This is a genomic window from Nocardia transvalensis NBRC 15921 (assembly GCF_000308875.1).
In the GTDB taxonomy this organism is placed as follows: domain Bacteria; phylum Actinomycetota; class Actinomycetes; order Mycobacteriales; family Mycobacteriaceae; genus Nocardia; species Nocardia transvalensis.
In genome coordinates, this window is sequence record NZ_BAGL01000030.1 from 13,888 (window position 1) to 31,398 (window position 17,511).

The following is a 17,511-nucleotide window of genomic DNA, read 5'->3' on the forward strand; positions in this document are numbered from 1 at the left end:
GCGCTGACCGGCTCGGACACGGGCCGGTCGGCGCCCTCGGCCCCGGCCGGATCCGGTGGCGTCCGGTAAACGCGGCATACTTGGTGCCGGATCGGTTCGGAGGCATCGTCGCGCCGGACGGGTTCGGACCCGCTGCTCCACCACCCGCGGCGCCGGCCGCCCGGCGGCAGGCGTGCGGGCGGCAATCCGATCGGAGGTTACGTGTGACGAGTGTCGGTTCGGTGAACGGGCTCGCGAAGACGGCCGCTACCGCCGTGCTGCCCAAGCGTTTTCACGCCAAGGTCGACGTCCGGTGGTCGGATATGGACGCCTTCCAGCACATCAACCACGCCCGGATGGTCACTCTGCTCGAAGAGGCGCGGATTCCCTGGCTGTTCGACGACCGCCCGACCGCGGGACTGCGCAACGGCTGCGTGCTCGCCGATCTGCACGTCCGCTACCGGGGTCAGCTCCGGCACGAGGACACCCCGCTGGATATCGCGATGTGGATCCAGCAGCTGCGCGCTGTCGACTTCACGGTCGGCTACGAGGTGCGCGCCAACGGCGCGGCGCTGGACTCGCCGCCCGCGGTCATCGCCACCACCCAGCTCGCGGCGTTCGACATCGATACCCAGCGCCTGCGACGGCTGACCTCCGCCGAGCGTGAGTACCTGGCGCAGTGGAAGGGCGAGTGACCGACGCCCGCGTGCTGCGGGTCCCCGATCCGGCCGAGCGGGAGAACCTGGCGACCTTCGTGGCACGGGCCGTGCGCCTCGACCCGGCGGCCGTGATCCGGCTGCGCCGCCGCGGCGATCGGTACCTCTCCGCCTGGGCGGCAACCGGTTTCGAGGCTCTCGCGATGCGCACCGTCGTCGGTGAGCTGGGGGTCGACGATGCCACCGTCGGCGGTGACGTGGTGCTGTCCGGGCTGACGGGCCCGGGCGCGGACGGCCCGATCGACCTGGGCTTCTCGCTGGATTCTTCGTGGCGCACGGCGCTGCCGCCGCTGGACGGGTTCGAGCACGTCGATGATGTCCCGGCCCGCAGCCTGGTGGAACTGGCCGAGCGCGGCGCCGCCGTGGCCGCCGAGCACGGCAGCGGTCACGGCCCGCCGGTCTCGCTGCTGGATCAGGCCGTCCTCACCGTCACCGGGAACGGCGACGAGGTGGAGGTTCCGATGCGCGTGGTCTTCACGCTCAACGCGATGGATTTCATCCCGCACGCCGGGGATCAGGCGGGCGCCCATCGCATCGCGTCCACCGAGATGGTCCGCGTCCGCACCACCCGCACCTGGCTGCGGCTCGACGCCCGCTACGGGTCCGTGGCTCGCCGCCGCGGCCCGGGCATGCCCCTCACCCCGCTCTGAGATCGGCGGATATCCGCGACCGCCGGGCTAGCTCCGGATTCGCTCGCCGCGGTGCGGGGTGGCGGTGGTCGCCGACCCACCGGGCTCGCGGCGGGGCTATTCGGTAGCTGGGCCGGACGCACCCGTTTGCTCGCCGGGACAGCCGACTCCACGCCGTAATTTTTGTGATATGTCGCAATAACTGCACGGTAGCCATTTTCCCGTCGCGGTGAAGCGCTATCCGTGTGTAGGGGGTGGGGTTCGATCGTTTGTGGGAGTCGGCAATTGCGGCCTTATCATTCGTGACCAATTCGATATTCTTTGCGGCATCGGCGCAGTTCAGGAGTGTCGCGTGACCCGATTCGCGATGCGCGTTCCGTCGAATTGCGACGTGCCGCGAGAGCCGTGCCGGGAAGCGCCTATAGGACTACACACGGAAGTGTGTAAGAATCGAGCGGCGCATAGCCGTGCGCATTGATCGTTTCGGTTGGCTGCCGTGGACACCCGGAGTGGTGTCCGAGTGCCCACGGTCCCGGCTTTCGCCGGGAAGCGGGACAAACTACCTTGCCCCGCAGCCTCACCGGATGCGGTGGATCACACCGCCTCCGTCACCGGCCGAAAGGATCGAACCGGCTGAGTAGATAGTCGAGGAGGGCCTTGGTCGCGCCGACGCCGATGAGCGTCAGCCACGGCCGGGGCCCTTCGTTCCTCGACCGGCACCTGGTTCCCTTATCGTGGGGCACAATGCCGTGAGGGTCACCCTTTTCGGGCATCCCGGACCTCCTGGTCTTTACCGAATAACTTGTTGAACACGACACCTTGTGTGCCGCATGCGCGCACACGAGGGGTTTGGTCAATCCCGGTGCTGAACAGGGGTCCGAGTGAGGAGAGTACAGGAGTGGAACGGCACAACAAAGGATGCCCCGAGCGAACTTCCGGCCCGATTTCCGCATGCACGTGCAGCGATTGATGAGCAATCGGAACAGCATTACAGGTCGTGCGACAAATGTGCACCAAGAACGATTCGGTACCACACCGGCAGCCGCTGTGAAGGCGGATTTACACGACGATCGACGAATTTCCAGCAGCCCTCACCAAGCAGTTGCTTTTCGTAATCCGGCAAATCGCCATTCCTACTTACCGGTACATCGTCTGCCGGGTATTCGGCCCGGATCAGGCGACGCCGAGAAGCCGCAGCAGGGCGGTGGTGATCGCCGCCGCGGCGGCGACCAGGATCAGCGGCGCACGGCGCCAGGCGAGGACGACGGCGACGAGAACGCCTGCGGGAAGGGCGAATCCGGCCCGATGCCCGGCGGGCACGAGTTCGGTGACGGCCAGTGCGGCGAGCAGGACCACGGATCCGGCCTCCAGCAACTGGGTGAGACGCGGGGGAAGGGTGAGACGACGGCGCAGGACCGGGCCCGCGAAGCGGAGGGCGTAGGTGCCCACCGCCAAGGCCAGGGCGGCCGCGATCAGGGTGGTGGTCACGACGCCGTCCCCGTGGTCGCCGGATCTCGCTGGGGCTGTTCGGCGCTGCCGCGTCCGAATGCCAGCAGTGCGGCGGGCAAGGCCAGCAGCACCGGGAGGCCCGCGCCGAGGAAGGGGGTGGACGCCGCCGCCACGGCCGCGCCCGCGAGGACGGCCCGCCGGGTCGCCCGGTCGCCGCGGACCGCGGGCAGGATCAGGGCGAGCAGGACCGCGGGGAACACCGCGTCCAGGCCGAACATGTCCGGATTCGGGATCGCCGTGCCGATCGCCACCCCGAGCGCCGCGCCCAGTGGCCAGGCCACCAGGACGCCCAGGCCGCACAGCCAGAATGCGGCCCGCCGACGGTCGCGATCGGATTCCGCCAGTGCCAGCGCGACCGACTCGTCGTTCATGACGTGCGTGCCGAGCAGCCGGCGCCACCCGGTGCCGACCACGTCGGGAACTGCCAGCCCGTACGGTAGATGCCGGGCATTGACGACCAGCCCGGCCAGGACCGCCGCGGCCAGGCCGCCGCCCGCGGCGATGATGCCGACGAACAGGAATTCCGCGCCCCCGGCCAGCACCAGCACGCTGAGCAGCAGCGGCAGCCACGGAGGCATGCCCGAGGTGACGGCGGTGGCCCCGTAGGACACGCCGATCGCCACGACCGCCAGGCAGATGGTCGCGATTCCCGTGAGGTCACTCCGGTCGAGTGTTCGCCATATCGAACGCACGACTACTATATTGAACGTTACGGGGCGGGCTCGTCAATCGCGTGTGACGCGCCTCCGGGTACTGTCGGAATCCATCATGACCGAGCACGACGCCGCCCAGTCCGCGCCTCCGCAGGAGGCCATCGCCCTCGCCCTGCGGCGGGAGCGGTCGCGTGTCGGCCTGTCGCTGACCGAGGTGGCGCGACGGGCCGGGGTGGCCAAATCGACGCTGTCCCAACTGGAATCGGGTGTCGGCAATCCGAGTATCGAGACGCTGTGGGCGCTGTGCGTCGCGCTGGGCATCCCGTTCTCGCGCCTGCTCGATCCGCCGCGTCCGCAGGTGCAGGTGATTCGCGCGGGGGAGGGGCGGGTGCTGGCGTCCTCGCAGGCCGACTACCAGGTGGCGCTGCTGGCGGCGAGTCCGCCGAACGCGCGCCGCGATATCTACCGGATCTCCGCGGAACCCGGCCAGCCCCGGCAATCCGAACCGCATACCCGCGGCGAGGTCGAGCATCTGATCCTCGCGGCCGGCCGGGCGCTCGTGGGCCCGGCCGACGACCCGGTCGAACTGGGTGCGGGCGACTACATCAAGTATCCGGGCGATCAGCCGCATATCTTCCAGGCGCTGGAGCCGGGGACCTGGGGTATCCAGGCCAGCGAGTACGGCTGACCGGCGTTACTACGCGGCGAGCGAACCGTCCTGGGCGACAACGGTTTTCCACCAGGCCACGGTGCCCTCGGCGACCTTCGTCAGAGGTGTCGGGGCGAGGCCGAGACGGCGCTCGCTGGCGGAGGAGTCCAGCTGGAACGGGCGCTCGAACTGGTAGTTCATCTCGGACAGCTCCCGCATCATGCCGTTCATCACGCCCGCCGTGCGCAGCGCCCAGCCCGGCATGGCCATGATCTTCGGGGCCGGTACTCCCGCCGCGGCGGACAGGGTGGCGACCAGTTCGCGCATCGACACCGCGGGCGCGGTCGGGGCGTGCAGGAAGGAATTCCACAGGTCGCGGTCGGCCGCGGCAATGATCATCGCCGCCGCGAGATCGGGCATATAGGTGAAGGAGTGCGGCATATCCGGCTTGCCGAAGATCTGAACGGTCTTGCCCGCCAGGATATTCGGGACCATGCGCTCGCCGGCGTGCGACATCCGCACGTGCGGGCCGATGAAGTCCGAGGCCGCGACGCTGACCGTCGGGGTCGGTGACGCGTCGCGGGCCCGCAGCAGCGCCACCCGCACGGCGGGCTTGCCGAAATCGGCCGCGCGGGGCATGTCCTCGGTCATCGGCCGGTCGACCGGGCCGTAGGAGTACAGGCTCTCGGGGAAGACGACCACCGCGCCGGCCTGTCCGGCCGTCTCCAGCACGATCTGCTCGGTGGCGGGCAGTTCGGCCCACCAGGTCTTCGCCGCGTACTTCGAACCGTGGGTGCAGTGGTAGACCGCGACGGCGCCCTCGACGGCCGCCGAAAGCTGTTCGCGGCGAGTGACATCCACCCGGCGGCGCTCGATCAACGGGTGGTCGGGGCCGCTCCCGGAGCGGGTCAGGATGCGGACGTTCTTCCCGGCGGCGGCCAGTTGCTCGGCGACGGTGGTGCCGACGGGCCCCGCTCCGGTGACGACATGCAGTTCGGGCATTGTGCGCTCCAATCACTTTAGAGAGCGTTGCTCTCTGATGTGAACGAGCATGCCCCAGCCTGCCCGCTCCTGTCAAGAGCAATGCTCTCTTTTGTGTCTGGTGACCTCATCGTGCCCCGATCCACCAGGCCGAACCCAGGTGAACGGCCGTGGCGACGGCGCAGCCGGCCGTCATCGGCCAGTTGCGGCGAGCGATGCCGATGAGGCCGTCGCCGATTTGTGCCGCCCCCGCGACGGTCAGTAGTGGCACCAGTCCGTCGTCGGTTCCGCTCGCCAGCATCGCGAGCGTGACCGCGCTCAGGGGGAGAGCTCGGGTGGCGTACGCGCGGGTGAAGAAGGTGACGTCCGGCGTTTCCGGCTCGCGGCTCCGGGTGATCAGTGCCGGGCGCGCCCGCAACTCTCACGTTCCGGCTCGGTTATCTCGGGACGAAGGTCGCCGAACGCGGCCTGAATCTCAAACATGTCGGGATGCTGGTGGTCCTGAGCGCGGAAATCGGTGCGTCACAACAGGAATTGGCGACCGGCGGCGGCAGGTGCTCACCCTCACCGGCCGGGGCCGGGAACTGCTGGCCGACTGCGCCCGCCTCGCCCGCCTCATGGACGAGGAGCTGGCCGCCGAACTAGCCGCGCACGATCGGGCGACGCTGCTGCGCACGCTGGGTGTGCTCGCGACCGACGCGGGCCTGCCGATCGCGGGTGTTCCCGGCCAAAAGCATGCCGGGAAAATGTGAGGGCGGGTCGGGAAGTGTGAGGGCGGGTCGGGAAGTGTGAGGGCGGGTCGGGAAGTGTGAGGGCGGGTCGGGAAGTGTGAGGGCGGGTCGGGAAATGTGAGGGCGGGACGGGAAAGTGAGGGCGGGACGGGAAAGTGAGGGCGGGACGGCTTCGGGCTCCCTACGCCGCGCCCTCGCCGAGGTACTGCAACCACACCGGGTCGAGGTCGGCGGTGGTGGACAGGAGGCGCCAGTGGGGGCCCTTGGGTGAGACCAAGGGGTAGTGGAGGCTCCAGCCCAGTTCGCTGAGGAGCTTGTCGGCTTTGCGGTGGTTGCAGGGGGCGCAGGAGGCTACGCAGTTCTCCCAGGAGTGGGCGCCGCCTCGGCTGCGGGGGATGACGTGGTCGATGGTTTCGGCCTTGCCGCCGCAGTAGGCGCAGCGGTAGCGGTCGCGGTGCATCAGCGCCGCGCGGGTCATCGGGACCCGGGCGCGATAGGGCACGCGGACGTAGTTGCGCAGGCGGATCACCGAGGGCAGGGCGACCGAGGCGCCCGCGGAGTGGACGACGGGGCCGTCGGGATTGTGGTGGACGGTATCGGCCTTGTCGCAGATCAGCAGCACGATGGCGCGGCGCGCGGACAGGGCGGTCAGCGGCTCGTAGGTGGCGTTCAGAAGCAACACCCGGCGCTTCACCCATGCGGCGGCGAGGGGAGACGGTTCGAGAGTGCGGTGCGGATTCGCACCCGGATGCGAGCGTTTATCGGACAGTACATGCAGCGGAGTAGCCCCCGACCCACGATTGTGGACGTCGGCGGGCTGGAGTTGTCGGTGCGCTCTGGCCTCGTGTGACCGGGCGCTGTGCCGCTGCTTCATGGGAACCCCGAATTCGAGTTGTCCGGATCGTGTGGTATCTGGGCAGACACTGCCAATCAGTTGACCATGGAATCGCCACAGTTGCCAGCAGATTTGACACATTCCGTCTGTGGTGTTCGTGAACGTGCGGTTACACCCTGGGGTGGTATGCGTCACAGGAGCGGATCGTGTCGAACAGCCGGTCATCCCAGGATGCCGCCGTACCGGCCGACACGCCCAGCACGCCACGGTTCCGATTGCGTGCCGACCCGTTGCGCGGTCGCCGGACGATGCCGAGCCCGGCCGCGCCTATATGCTGGCGTCGATGGGCACAGGCACAGATCAAGCAGCGTCTTTCTATGAAGCGGTCGGCGGGGCCGAAACGTTCCGCCGCCTCGTGGCGACGTTCTACCGTGAGGTCGCCGACGACGAGGTGCTGCGCCCGCTGTACCCCGAGGAGGATCTGGGCCCGGCCGAGCGCCGGTTGCGGATGTTCCTGGAGCAGTACTGGGGCGGCCCGCGGACCTATTCGGACGAGCGCGGGCATCCGCGGCTGCGGATGCGGCACATGCCGTTCCGGATCGGCCCGATCGAGCGGGACGCGTGGCTGCGCTGCATGCGAATCGCGGTCGCCGAGATCGAACCGGAGGTTCTCGACGACGAACACCGCCGCGCGCTGCTCGACTACCTGGAGATGGCGGCGAATTCGCTGATCAATGCACCGTTCTGAAGACTCGGTGCGGAATCACGCACGGACCGGAGGATGTCCGATTCCTGCTGGACGTTAGCCAGATCTCGCCAACACGCGCATCCGCGGCGGCTTTAACCGGAAATCTTTGGCACTATTGGCCGTTGTGACATCTTCATCTCCGGGGGAGCAGGCCCTGCCGGCCGAGTCCGCCGCGGGGCCCGCGGAGGCCGCGCCGTGGTGGCGGTCGGCGGTCTTCTATCAGGTCTACCCGCGCTCGTTCGCCGACTCGACCGGCGACGGCGTCGGTGATCTCGGCGGCCTGCGCGACCGGCTAGGGTATCTGGAACTGCTCGGCGTCGACGCGCTGTGGATCTGCCCGGTGATGCGCTCGCCGATGGCCGACGGCGGCTACGACGTGAGCGATCCGCGCGATATCGATCCGCTGTTCGGCGACCTGGCCGTGCTGGACGAGCTGATCGAGGAGGCGCACGACCGGGAGATCCGGGTCACCATGGACCTGGTGCCCAATCACACCAGCGATCGGCACCCCTGGTTCACCGCGGCATTGGCGGCTGGGCCGGACAGCGCGGAACGCGCGCGCTACATCTTCCGCGACGGCCGCGGCCCCGACGGCTCGCAGCCGCCCAACAACTGGCCGAGCATCTTCGGCGGCCCGGCCTGGACGCGAATCACCGAATCCGACGGCACGCCGGGCCAGTGGTACCTGCACATCTTCGCCGCCGAACAACCGGATCTGAACTGGGACAACCCGGAGGTCGTCGCCGATTTCGAGCAGACCATGCGGTTCTGGCTCGATCGGGGCGTGGACGGTTTCCGCATCGATGTGGCGCACGGCATGGCCAAGCCGCCGGGCCTGCCGGACATGGAGCGGGTCGAGACCCGCATGCTCAAGCACGACGACGACGATCCGCGGTTCAACAATCCGGGTGTGCACGACATCCACCGCCGGCTGCGCAAGGTGATCGACGAGTATCCGGGCGCGGTGTCGATCGGCGAGGTGTGGGTCGAGGACAACGTCCGATTCGGCGAGTACCTGCGCCCGGACGAACTCCAGCTGGCCTTCAACTTCCGGCTCGCGGAGACACCGTTCGACGCCGCGCGAATCCAAGCGGCCGTGGACAATTCGCTCGGCGCGGTGTCGGCGGTCGGTGCCAGCGCGACCTGGACGCTGTCCAACCACGACGTCGAGCGCGAGGTCACCCGCTACGGCGGCGGGAGCGTGGGCGTGGACCGGGCCCGCGCCATGATGCTGCTCGAGCTGGCGCTGCCGGGTGCGGTATTCGTCTACAACGGGTCCGAGCTGGGCCTGCCGAATGTCGACGATCTGCCGGCGGAGGTGTTGCAGGATCCGACATGGGAGCGGTCCGGGCATACCGAGCGCGGTCGCGACGGCTGCCGGGTGCCGATCCCGTGGGAGGGCGACCGGCCGCCGTTCGGGTTCACCGCGGGGCAGCCGTGGTTGCCGTTGCCTCCGGAGTGGTCCGACCTGACCGTCGAGGCGCAGCTGGAACGTCTCGACTCGACGCTCTCGCTGTACCGGGCGGCCATCGAATTGCGTGCCGGGCGAACGGAATTCGGCGGCGACGAGCTGGACTGGTACGGCAGCCCGGAGGGTTGTCTCGCGTTCCGGCGGCCGGGCGGGCTGGTCTGCGCGCTCAATGCCTCGGACGCGTCGATTCCGCTGCCGCCAGGCGAGGTGCTGCTGTCGAGCGCGCCCCTGGAGGGCGGGCGGCTGCCGGTGAACGCGGCGGCCTGGCTGGTCTGAGTGGCGGTGGCGGTCCGGGCGACACGGGCCGCCGCGCCTCACCGGTCGGTGCTCGGGTCCGGCGCATCGTCTACCGTTGGGCTGTGAGCATTCTCGAGACAGTGCTGATCTTTGTCGGCATCCCGCTGGTGATCTACGGGGTCATCGCCGGATTGTCGTACCTCGGCAAGCCACTGCCCGGAGAGAAGCCGGTCCACTACAACCTCGGTGACAAGTGGACCGCGGAACCGGTGCTGTGGAGCGCTACCGACGAGGTGACCGTGTTCGGGCACCACATTTCCGACAACTCGCATGGTGGTCATGCGGAACTGGAATCCGCCGGCGCGGATCTGATCGGAGGCCGGGCAAGTGGCAAGTTCTAAGTGGCCCGCGGTGGTCGAGGCCGATCTGCCGCGCGGATACGCGGTCACCACCAGCGGACGCGTCTCCGGTGTGCACGAGTCCGGTGACGTCTTCAGGGAGGCGCCGTTCAGCGACCACGAGCGGCTGTTGCTGGACAACACCCTCACCGAGGCGACTCGCGCGACCAAGGTGCGGTTCAACATCTTCATCGGTGACCTGAAGCCGGAGCCGTCGGCCGGTGCGGACGCGATCTTCCCGGGTACGCCCGAGGCAGAGCGTTCGGTGCTCATCGCCGTCTCGCCGAACGATCGTGCCGTCGAGGTGCGCTCGGGCCGCGACGTCGCCGACCGCGTCAACGATCGCATCTGCCAGCTCGGCGCGACCGCCGCGCTCAGCTCCTTCCGTCAGGGCGAGCTGATCGACGGCCTCGTCTCGGCGGTCCGGGTCATGGCCGCCGCCATCGGCCGCCCCAACTGAGATACACCGCGCCCCTCCCGTTTCCACGTCCTCGCTGACCGTCGCCGCTGCACCGGGCGCAGGCCCGCCGCCTGCACCGGCCGATCGCCGACCACTGCGAGCGCGGAGTGACGGGAGGGGCGCGGTGTCTCGATTACGCCCTGAGCGGAAAGAAGGGGTGGGGGGACCCGCGTCGACCTTAGGCTCGGGGGATGGGCGAGCATCCGCGACTGCATTCGATTCCCGGTGGGCGTGACGAGCGCCCGGCGGAGGTACGTGAGCCGCTGTGGCGGGAGGTGCTCGGGGAGCGGCTGCGGGCCCTGCGGCAGGATCAGCGCGAGACGCTGGCGGAAACCGCGGGCCGGGCGGGAGTCTCGCCGCAGTATCTGTCCGAGGTGGAGCGCGGGCGCAAGGAACCGTCCAGCGAGATGATCGCCGCGCTGGCCGGGGCCCTCGGCACCTCGCTCGGCGGTCTCACCGAACAGGTCGCCGACGACCTCCGGCGTCGTCGTCTCGCTGTCCTGACGCCCGTCGGGCGCGGTCTCCGGACGGGCCCCACGCTCATGGCCTTGGCGGCCTGAGGCTCAGTTCGCGTCCCGCAATGCCCGTATGGCCTTGTCCAGGCGGGCTTTACGGGTTTCCGGCGTGAGGGCTTGGAGCAGGGGGAGGATCAGCCGGTAGCGCTCGGTTCTGCCCAGGGATGCGAAGGCGGCCTCGGCCTGGGGGTCCGACCGCAGGGCTCGGGCGAGGTCGGGCGGTGGGGTGGCCGTCTGCTGCGATTCGTAGGCCGCTGCCCAGCGCCCGTCCTCCTGAGCCCTGCGTACCTCGGCCAGGCCCGGTTCCCGCATCCGGCCGGCCGCGGTCAGCATCGCCACCTTGTCCACGTTCACCTGTGACCACAGGCTGCGCGGGCGACGCGGGAGGTAGCGCTGCAAATAGTGCCGGTCGTCGAGGGAACGACGCTGCCCGGAGATCCAGCCGAAGCACAATCCGACGTCGACCATCTCGTCGGAGGTGATCGATGCGATGCCGGAATTCTTCTTGGCCACCTTGATCCACACGCCTTCCCGGCGGGTGTGATGGCCGGCGAGCCAAGTCGTGAACGCCTCGGCGTCCGGGAAGGCGATGATCTCCACACCGTCGAGCGCGTCCACGTGGCTCAGGGTAGCGCCGCGATATCAGGTGCGGGGGCCGAGGATCTGGTCGACGAGGCCGTAGTCGATGGCCGTCTGGGCGGTGAAGACGCGGTCCCGGTCGGTGTCGTGGCGGAGGGTTTCGATGTCCTGGCCGGTGTGGTGGGACAGGATCGTCTCGATCTCGGCACGCATGCGGACCAGTTCGTCGGCCTGGATGATCAGGTCCGGGATGGCGCCCTGGCCGCGAGCCGCGGGCTGGTGCAACACGATTCGAGCGTGGCCGAGGACGTTGCGGCGGCCCTTCGCACCACCCGCGAGCAGGACCGCGCTCACCCCGATCGCCTGGCCGACGCAGGTCGTCACGACCGGTGAGGAGATGTGCTGCATGGTGTCGTAGACGGCCAGCATGGCCGGCAGGTCGCCGCCCTCGCTGTTGACGTACAGGTTGATCTCCTGACCCGTGCTCTCGGCATCCAGGTGCAGGAGCTGGGCGATGAGGGCATTGGCGACGCCCGCGTCGATCGGGGTGCCGAGATAGACGATCCGCTCGGTGAGCAGATGCGAGTAGACGTCCATGATCCGCTCGCCTCGCGGATCCCGGGCGATGACGTTAGGAATCGTGTAACTGGTCATGCCGAGATACCCACTTTCTGCCGCTGCGGAATCACCTGGTTGAAGGAATCGACGATGCCGTCGATGAAGCCGTATTCGCGGGCCTGTTCCGCGGTGTAGAAGCGGTCGTGCAGCGAATCCTCGTAGACCCGGTCGAAGGGCTGGCCGGTGTCCTCGGAGATCAGGCCGAGGACGGTCTGGACGGTGTGCCGCAGATCGTCCGCCTGCACCTCGACCTCGCCCGCGCTGCCCGCGATCCCGGCCGAACCCTGGTGCATGAGGACCCGGGCGTGCGGCATGGCGAATCGCTTGCCGTGGGTGCCCGCCGACAGCAGGAACTGGCCGGCGCTGTACGCCATCCCCAGCACCAGCGTGGAGACGTCACACGGAATCGTGCGCATGATGTCCCGGATCGCCAGCATCGAGGGCACCGAACCGCCCGGCGAATGGATCCACAGCGAGATCCCCGACTCGCCGTCCTCTGCGGCCAGCGTGAGCAGCTGCGTCATCAGCAGCGTCCCGTTGTCGTCGTCGAGCGGCCCGTCGAGAACCAGCACCCGCCGGGCAAGCAATTGTTCGCGCATACGCCACCCGAACAGCGGCGCCTTGTTGTCGTCGTGAGCCATGCCCTCACGGTGCCCGAGAGCCGGCCCGATTACCGCCCCACGCTGCTGTGAGCAGATCTGCTGAGAGCAGCGAGATCCCGCCTTCTTCCCGCCCTGGGGGCGGAAGAAGGCGGGAAAGCGGTACTCGCTGTGCCTTGGTGAGGCGACTTGGTGCACCTGCCTTGCGTCGCAGTCTCGGTGTACCTGTGTGGATTGCAGCCTTGGTGTGCCTGTTCGGCGTCGTGGCTTTGCCGTACTTGTTCGGCGGCGTGGCCTGGCGCGGGCTACTCGGCGTCGAAAGCCCTTGCGCGCAAGGAGCGTTCGATGCCTGCTTTGCCCTCGAGGACGAGGCGGCGGAGGGCTGGGGGGTGGTCGGCGGCCAGGAATTTGTCGGCTTCGGATACTGCGTGGTCGGTGATGGCCCAGTGGGGGTAGAGGCCGATGACTACGGTTTGGGCTACCTCGCTGGAGCGGCGTTGCCAGACTTCGGGGATTTCGGCGAAATAGCGTTCCACGAAGGGGGTCAGGAGGTCGGCCTGGCCGGCGGGGGCGAAGCCGCTGACGATGGCTCGGGCCGTGACGTTGGGTACCGAGTCGTCGGTCATGACCGTGTTCCAGGCGGCCTGCTTGACCGGGGCCTGGGGGCGGGCGGTGGCGGCCGCGGCGGCCTGGCGGCGGCCCGCGGCGGTCGGGTCGCGGTCGAGTTCGGCGTCGATGACCGGGGTCGCGCCGTCCTCGGCGTCGATCGCGCCCTCCTTGGCGAGCGCCTGCACCAGCCGCCAGCGCAGGTCGGTGTCGACCAGCAGTCCGGGCAGGCCCACCTCCGCGGGATCGCCCTCGTACAGACCACGGATGATCTCGATGTGCTGCGGCGACAGCCGCGCGGCGCTGAGCGCGTTGACGAAGGCCAGCTGATGATCCGAGCCCGGCTCGGCGGCCCGCGCCAGCTCCAGCAGGCGGTCGGCGAAGGCCGGCCAGCCCTCCCGCGCGGCCCACTCCGGCTCGGCGTAGCTGCCCAGCGCGGTCTGCGCCTGCATCAGAACCCGTTGCACCACACCGATTTCGGTCTCCGCGCCCACCCCGCGCTGGACCAGCGCAACGAAGTCCCGGGCGCGCATCTCGGCCTGGCGGGTCATCTCCCACGCCGCCGACCAGGCCAGGGTGCGCGGCAGCGATTCGGCGATATCGGCGATGCGGGTCACGACCGTGTCCAGCGACTGCGGATCCAGTCGCAGCGAGCAGTAGGTCAGATCGTCGTCGTTGATCAGCACCAGCTTGCCGCGCGGAACGCCGACCAACTGCGGGACATCGGTCCGCTCGGCGGCCTCGAGGTCCAGCTCGACGCGCTCGGTGCGCACCAGCTTCCCGTCCTGCTCGTCGTAGATGCCGACGGCCAGGCGGTGCACGCGGCGCTCACCCGCGCCGGGTTGCGCGCCCTCCTGCACGACGGCGAACCGGGTGAACTTGCCCTCGCCGTCCACCTCGAAGTCGGGCCGCAGGATGTTCAGGCCGGTCGTCTTCAACCACTGCGCGCCCCAGTCGGAAAGGTCACGGCCGGAAGACTTTTCGAGCGCGCCCACCAGATCGTCGAAAGTGGCGTTGCCGTAGGCGTGTTCGGCGAAGTAGTCGCGCAGGCCCGCCAGGAACGGCTCCAGGCCCACATAGGCGACCAGCTGCTTGAGCACGGAAGCGCCCTTGGCGTAGGTGATTCCGTCGAAGTTGACCTCGACCGCGGCCAGATCCGGGATGTCGGCGGCGATCGGGTGGGTGGAGGGCAGCTGGTCCTGCCGGTACGCCCAGGACTTCTCCACATTCGCGAAAGTGGTCCAGGAACTGGTGTATTCGGTGGCCGAGGTCTGGCACAGCACCGACGCGAAGGTGGCGAACGACTCGTTCAGCCACAGGTCGTCCCACCACTTCATGGTGACCAGGTCACCGAACCACATGTGCGCCATCTCGTGCAGCACCGTCTCGCAGCGCCGCTCGTAGGAGGCGCGAGTCACCTTGGAGCGGAACACGTAATCCTCGAGGAAGGTGACCGCGCCCGCGTTCTCCATTGCCCCGGCGTTGAATTCGGGGACGAACAGCTGGTCGTACTTGCCGAACGCGTACGGCACGCCGAAATTGGCGTGGTAGAAGCCGAAGCCCTGCTTGGTCTCGGTGAAAAGCCGTTCGGCGTCCATGAATTCGGCCAGCGACGCGCGGCAGTAGATGCCCAGCGGGATACTGCCGTGGTCGTCGGTGTAGGTGTCGGTCCACTTCGCATAGGGGCCCGCGATGAGCGCGACCAGATAGGTGCTCATGCGGGGTGTCGTCGCGAAGGTGTGGCGCACGACAGTGCCGGTCTTGTGCGTCTCGATCGCGGCGCCGTTGGAGATCACTTCCCAGTCCTCGGGAGCGGTGACGGTGATGTCGTAGGTCGCCTTGAGGTCCGGCTGGTCGAAGCAGGCGAACATCCGCTTGGCGTCGGCGGTTTCGAACTGCGAGTACAGGTAGACCTTGTCGTCGGTCGGGTCGACGAAGCGGTGCAGGCCCTCGCCGGTGTGCGAGTACTCGCAGTCGGCCTCGACCACCAGTTCGTTGCGCTCGGCCAGGCCCGTGAGGACCAGGCCCCGGGACTCGTCGTAGTCGCCGACCTCGAGCGGTACGCCGTTGAGGGTCGCGGACCGCACCCCGGCCCCCACGATGTCGACGAAGGTCTCCGCACCCGGAGTCGCCGTGAACGTCGCGGTGGAGCGCGAGAAGAACCGCTCGGAGGTCGCCGCGCCCGCGTCGGTGGGCTGCCCGGTGAGGTCCAGCTCGACGCGATAGTTCTCCACGCTGATCGTCGCGGCCCGTGCGATTGCCTGCTCGCGGGTGAGATTCGGTGCGGACAAGGAGACTCCTTCGGTGGTCGGAGAGCTGTGCCGGGCGGAGTCGCCCATCGACGGTGATGGGCGGGCGGCGCCGTCGGGTCGTGCGTCGTACTGGACAACGATGCCCAGAATGCCACGCGGGTACGCGTCGGGGGGCGTCGACCTGGGCTGAGCTGCGGCGGCCCGCGTCGGTAGGCTGAGCGTGTTCCAGCGCCCACAAGGAGGACAGGTGAAGCACATCCACGCCGGCAAGGTGCGCGATCTCTACGAGGACGGGGACTCGCTGCTCCTGGTCGCCTCCGATCGAGTATCGGTGTACGACGTGGTGCTTCCGACTCCGATCCCGGACAAGGGCGCGCTGCTGACCCAGCTGTCGAACTGGTGGTTCGAGTTCTTCGCCGACGTGCCGAATCACGTGCTGTCGGCCACCGACGTCCCCGCCGAATTCGCGGGGCGCGCGGTGCGGGTGAAGCCGCTGAAGATGGTGCAGGTCGAATGCATCGCCCGCGGATATCTGTCCGGTTCGGGGCTGAAGGAGTACCAGCGCACCGGCTCGGTCTCGGGGATCGAGCTGCCGTCCGGACTGCGCGAGGGCGACAAGCTGCCGGAACCCGTCTTCACCCCCACCACGAAGGCGTCGGTGGGGCACGACGAGCCGATCACCTTCGCCGACGTCGTGCGGCAGGAGGGCCGCGAGGTCGCCGAACGCCTGCGCGACCTCACGCTGGACGTCTACACGCGCGGCGCGGCCTACGCCGCCGAGCGCGGCGTGATCATCGCCGACACCAAATTCGAATTCGGCTGGGACGGTGACGTTCTCACCCTCGGCGACGAGGTACTGACCTCCGACTCCTCGCGCTACTGGCCCGCCGCCGACTGGGAGCCCGGCCGCCCGCAGCGCTCCTTCGACAAGCAGTTCGTGCGCGACTGGGCCACCTCGACCGGCTGGGACAAGGAGCCCCCGGGCCCCGAGATCCCCGCCGAGGTCGTCGAGGGCACGCGGCAGAAGTACCGGGAGGCCTACGAACTCGTCACCGGCGAGACCTGGTCGGGTGTGCGCGGCTGAGCCGTCGAACGCACGCCCGCCACGTAGCGTGGGTCAACTGCTCCGGCGGTGGGAAACCGTGGCACTGACGTAGGTTGACCGCAGGTCCCGAATGTAATGGAGAGTGCGGGCGTGGTCGCTGCGGTTCTGGTCGGTGCTGGGGTCTTGGTGGCGCTGATCGTCGTCGTGTTGTTGTTCGGTGCGCTGCACTGGTATCTGTGGCGACGTCTGGTGCGGGATACGACGATTCCGGGGACGGTGGCGCGCCGTGCCGGGACCGCCGTCCTGTGGGCGGGGCCGGTACTGCTGGTGGGGACGGTGGCGGCCGAGCGGGCGCGGGCGCCGTTCGGGCTGGTCCGGATTATCGCCTGGCCGGGGTATCTGTGGGCCGCCCTGCTCATCTATCTGCTGCTGGCCCTGCTCGTGGGTGAGCTGGTCCGGATGGTGTTGCTGCGCTCGCCCTTTCGTCGCACGCCGGTGACGGATGCGGCCCCCGCCGCGCCCCCGGAGAACGAGCGAAGCGGGAGTGCGGCGGGACTCGAGCGAGCGCGGGACTCGGATGATGTCGGTGGTGCGGCGTCTGCGCCCGGGGACGATGCCGTGATCGAACAGGCGGTCCCGACCTCCGGCCCGGTTACGCGCCGCCTCTTCGTATCCCGCGCGGTGAGCGGGATGGCTGCGGCCGCGGCGGTGGGTACCGTCGGCTACGGCGCGTACGGGGTGCTGCGGGGGCCGCTGGTCAAGAATCTCGCGGTGCCGTTGGCCAAGTTGCCTCGTGGGGCGGATGGATTTCGGATCGCGGTGGTGAGCGATATTCACCTCGGTCCGATCCTCGGTCGCGGGTTCGCCGAGCGGGTGGTTCGCACGATCAACGACACCCAGCCCGATCTGATCGCGGTCGTCGGGGATCTCGTGGACGGGAGCGTGGAGGATCTGCGCAGGTCCGTCGAACCGCTCGCCGGATTGCGGGCGCGGCACGGCGCGTACTTCGTGACCGGTAATCACGAGTACTTCTCCGGTGCGGAGCAGTGGGTCGAACACGTGCAGGAATTGGGGATGCACCTGCTGGCCAACGGCCGCACGGAACTGCCCGGATTCGATCTCGCGGGCGTCAACGACGTGCAAGGGCAGCGCACCGGACAGGGGCCCGACTTCGCCAAGGCACTCGGCGACCGGGACCCGCTGCGCACGGCCGTCCTCCTGGCGCACCAGCCCGTTCAGATCGACTATGCCGTCAAGTACGGCGTCGACCTACAGTTGTCCGGGCATACCCACGGCGGTCA

At 68.9% G+C, this 17,511-nt stretch carries 20 protein-coding genes; 11 read left to right on the forward strand and 9 right to left on the reverse strand.

Features of this window, described 5'->3' with window-relative positions:
* Positions 1–221 precede the first annotated feature (221 nt).
* Both ON41_RS09680 and ON41_RS09685 read left to right on the forward strand, forming a co-directional pair.
* Positions 222–674, forward strand: a complete 453-nt coding sequence (locus ON41_RS09680) for an acyl-CoA thioesterase (RefSeq protein WP_051161174.1) — start codon at positions 222–224, stop codon at positions 672–674.
* Positions 671–1,345 (forward strand): DUF8185 domain-containing protein, encoded by a 675-nt coding sequence (locus ON41_RS09685; RefSeq protein WP_040747019.1) that lies wholly within the window; start codon positions 671–673, stop codon positions 1,343–1,345. The genes ON41_RS09680 and ON41_RS09685 overlap by 4 nt, the downstream gene beginning before the upstream one ends.
* 1,152 nt (positions 1,346–2,497) lie before the next feature.
* On the opposite strand, the gene ON41_RS09690 is transcribed toward ON41_RS09685, so the two are convergent.
* Both ON41_RS09690 and ON41_RS09695 read right to left on the reverse strand, forming a co-directional pair.
* Positions 2,498–2,812 carry an AzlD domain-containing protein gene (locus ON41_RS09690; protein WP_040747020.1) on the reverse strand — a complete coding sequence of 105 codons (315 nt, stop codon included), beginning with the start codon at positions 2,810–2,812 and terminating at the stop codon, positions 2,498–2,500.
* A complete protein-coding gene (locus ON41_RS09695; RefSeq protein ID WP_051161170.1) occupies positions 2,809–3,525 on the reverse strand; it encodes an AzlC family ABC transporter permease in 717 nt (238 codons plus the stop codon). The genes ON41_RS09690 and ON41_RS09695 overlap by 4 nt, the downstream gene beginning before the upstream one ends.
* A 76-nt stretch (positions 3,526–3,601) precedes the next feature.
* Between ON41_RS09695 and ON41_RS09700 the strand changes: the two genes are divergently transcribed.
* Positions 3,602–4,174, forward strand: a complete 573-nt coding sequence (locus ON41_RS09700) for a helix-turn-helix domain-containing protein (RefSeq protein WP_040747040.1) — start codon at positions 3,602–3,604, stop codon at positions 4,172–4,174.
* Between the two features lie 9 nt (positions 4,175–4,183).
* Here ON41_RS09700 and ON41_RS09705 read toward each other — a convergent pair whose 3' ends face one another.
* Both ON41_RS09705 and ON41_RS09710 read right to left on the reverse strand, forming a co-directional pair.
* Positions 4,184–5,137 (reverse strand): NAD-dependent epimerase/dehydratase family protein, encoded by a 954-nt coding sequence (locus tag ON41_RS09705; RefSeq protein ID WP_040747021.1) that lies wholly within the window; start codon positions 5,135–5,137, stop codon positions 4,184–4,186.
* A gap of 106 nt (positions 5,138–5,243) precedes the next feature.
* Entirely contained in the window at positions 5,244–5,534 is a 291-nt protein-coding gene (locus ON41_RS09710) for a hypothetical protein (protein ID WP_040747022.1), read from the reverse strand.
* Positions 5,535–5,670: 136 nt separating this feature from the next.
* Here ON41_RS09710 and ON41_RS42625 point away from each other — a divergent pair, with 136 nt between their 5' ends.
* Positions 5,671–5,868, forward strand: coding sequence for a hypothetical protein (locus ON41_RS42625; protein ID WP_040747023.1), 198 nt, complete (start codon positions 5,671–5,673; stop codon positions 5,866–5,868).
* A gap of 160 nt (positions 5,869–6,028) precedes the next feature.
* On the opposite strand, the gene ON41_RS09720 is transcribed toward ON41_RS42625, so the two are convergent.
* Positions 6,029–6,721, reverse strand: coding sequence for an HNH endonuclease (locus ON41_RS09720; protein ID WP_174411314.1), 693 nt, complete (start codon positions 6,719–6,721; stop codon positions 6,029–6,031).
* Between the two features lie 304 nt (positions 6,722–7,025).
* On the opposite strand from ON41_RS09720, the gene ON41_RS09725 reads away from it, so the two are divergent.
* The 5 genes from ON41_RS09725 to ON41_RS09745 all read left to right on the forward strand — a co-directional run bounded on the left by ON41_RS09725 (position 7,026) and on the right by ON41_RS09745 (position 10,556).
* On the forward strand, positions 7,026–7,430 hold the full coding sequence (locus ON41_RS09725) for a globin (protein WP_169336476.1): 405 nt from the start codon (positions 7,026–7,028) through the stop codon (positions 7,428–7,430).
* Positions 7,431–7,584: 154 nt separating this feature from the next.
* Positions 7,585–9,177: a glycoside hydrolase family 13 protein gene (locus ON41_RS09730; protein ID WP_051161175.1), complete on the forward strand. Its 1,593-nt coding sequence runs from the start codon at positions 7,585–7,587 to the stop codon at positions 9,175–9,177.
* A gap of 83 nt (positions 9,178–9,260) precedes the next feature.
* The gene (gene ctaJ / locus ON41_RS09735) at positions 9,261–9,539 is read left to right on the forward strand and encodes an aa3-type cytochrome oxidase subunit CtaJ (protein ID WP_040747027.1); all 279 of its coding nucleotides are present in this window, start codon (positions 9,261–9,263) and stop codon (positions 9,537–9,539) included.
* Positions 9,526–9,996 carry a DUF5130 domain-containing protein gene (locus ON41_RS09740; protein ID WP_040747028.1) on the forward strand — a complete coding sequence of 157 codons (471 nt, stop codon included), beginning with the start codon at positions 9,526–9,528 and terminating at the stop codon, positions 9,994–9,996. Before ctaJ ends, ON41_RS09740 begins: the two co-directional genes overlap by 14 nt.
* Positions 9,997–10,187: 191 nt before the next feature.
* The gene (locus ON41_RS09745; RefSeq protein ID WP_051161171.1) at positions 10,188–10,556 is read left to right on the forward strand and encodes a helix-turn-helix domain-containing protein; all 369 of its coding nucleotides are present in this window, start codon (positions 10,188–10,190) and stop codon (positions 10,554–10,556) included.
* A 3-nt stretch (positions 10,557–10,559) separates the two neighbouring features.
* Here the strand turns inward: ON41_RS09745 and ON41_RS09750 are convergent, their stop codons facing one another.
* The 4 genes from ON41_RS09750 to pepN form a co-directional block, all read right to left on the reverse strand.
* A complete protein-coding gene (locus ON41_RS09750) occupies positions 10,560–11,129 on the reverse strand; it encodes a YdeI/OmpD-associated family protein (protein ID WP_040747029.1) in 570 nt (189 codons plus the stop codon).
* Positions 11,130–11,153: 24 nt separating this feature from the next.
* Positions 11,154–11,744 (reverse strand): ClpP family protease, encoded by a 591-nt coding sequence (locus ON41_RS09755; protein WP_040747030.1) that lies wholly within the window; start codon positions 11,742–11,744, stop codon positions 11,154–11,156.
* Positions 11,741–12,349 carry a ClpP family protease gene (locus ON41_RS09760; RefSeq protein WP_040747031.1) on the reverse strand — a complete coding sequence of 203 codons (609 nt, stop codon included), beginning with the start codon at positions 12,347–12,349 and terminating at the stop codon, positions 11,741–11,743. Before ON41_RS09760 ends, ON41_RS09755 begins: the two co-directional genes overlap by 4 nt.
* Positions 12,350–12,612: 263 nt before the next feature.
* Positions 12,613–15,204, reverse strand: a complete 2,592-nt coding sequence (gene pepN, locus ON41_RS09765; RefSeq protein WP_040747032.1) for an aminopeptidase N — start codon at positions 15,202–15,204, stop codon at positions 12,613–12,615.
* Positions 15,205–15,412: 208 nt separating this feature from the next.
* On the opposite strand from pepN, the gene ON41_RS09770 reads away from it, so the two are divergent.
* Positions 15,413–16,249, forward strand: a complete 837-nt coding sequence (locus ON41_RS09770; protein WP_040747033.1) for a phosphoribosylaminoimidazolesuccinocarboxamide synthase — start codon at positions 15,413–15,415, stop codon at positions 16,247–16,249.
* A 111-nt stretch (positions 16,250–16,360) separates the two neighbouring features.
* Positions 16,361–17,511, forward strand: a 1,151-nt coding sequence (locus tag ON41_RS09775) for a metallophosphoesterase (RefSeq protein WP_218003407.1), incomplete at its 3' end; no start/stop codon positions are given.

Coding starts and splice junctions, on each gene's coding strand:
- ON41_RS09700 (WP_040747040.1), top strand. CDS start 3,602: ATGACCGAGCACGACGCCGCCCAGTCCGCGCCTCCGCAGGAGGCCATC.
- ON41_RS09705 (WP_040747021.1), bottom strand. CDS start 5,137: ATGCCCGAACTGCATGTCGTCACCGGAGCGGGGCCCGTCGGCACCACC.
- ON41_RS09720 (WP_174411314.1), bottom strand. CDS start 6,721: ATGAAGCAGCGGCACAGCGCCCGGTCACACGAGGCCAGAGCGCACCGA.
- ON41_RS09725 (WP_169336476.1), top strand. CDS start 7,026: ATGGGCACAGGCACAGATCAAGCAGCGTCTTTCTATGAAGCGGTCGGC.
- ON41_RS09745 (WP_051161171.1), top strand. CDS start 10,188: ATGGGCGAGCATCCGCGACTGCATTCGATTCCCGGTGGGCGTGACGAG.
- ON41_RS09755 (WP_040747030.1), bottom strand. CDS start 11,744: ATGACCAGTTACACGATTCCTAACGTCATCGCCCGGGATCCGCGAGGC.
- ON41_RS09760 (WP_040747031.1), bottom strand. CDS start 12,349: ATGGCTCACGACGACAACAAGGCGCCGCTGTTCGGGTGGCGTATGCGC.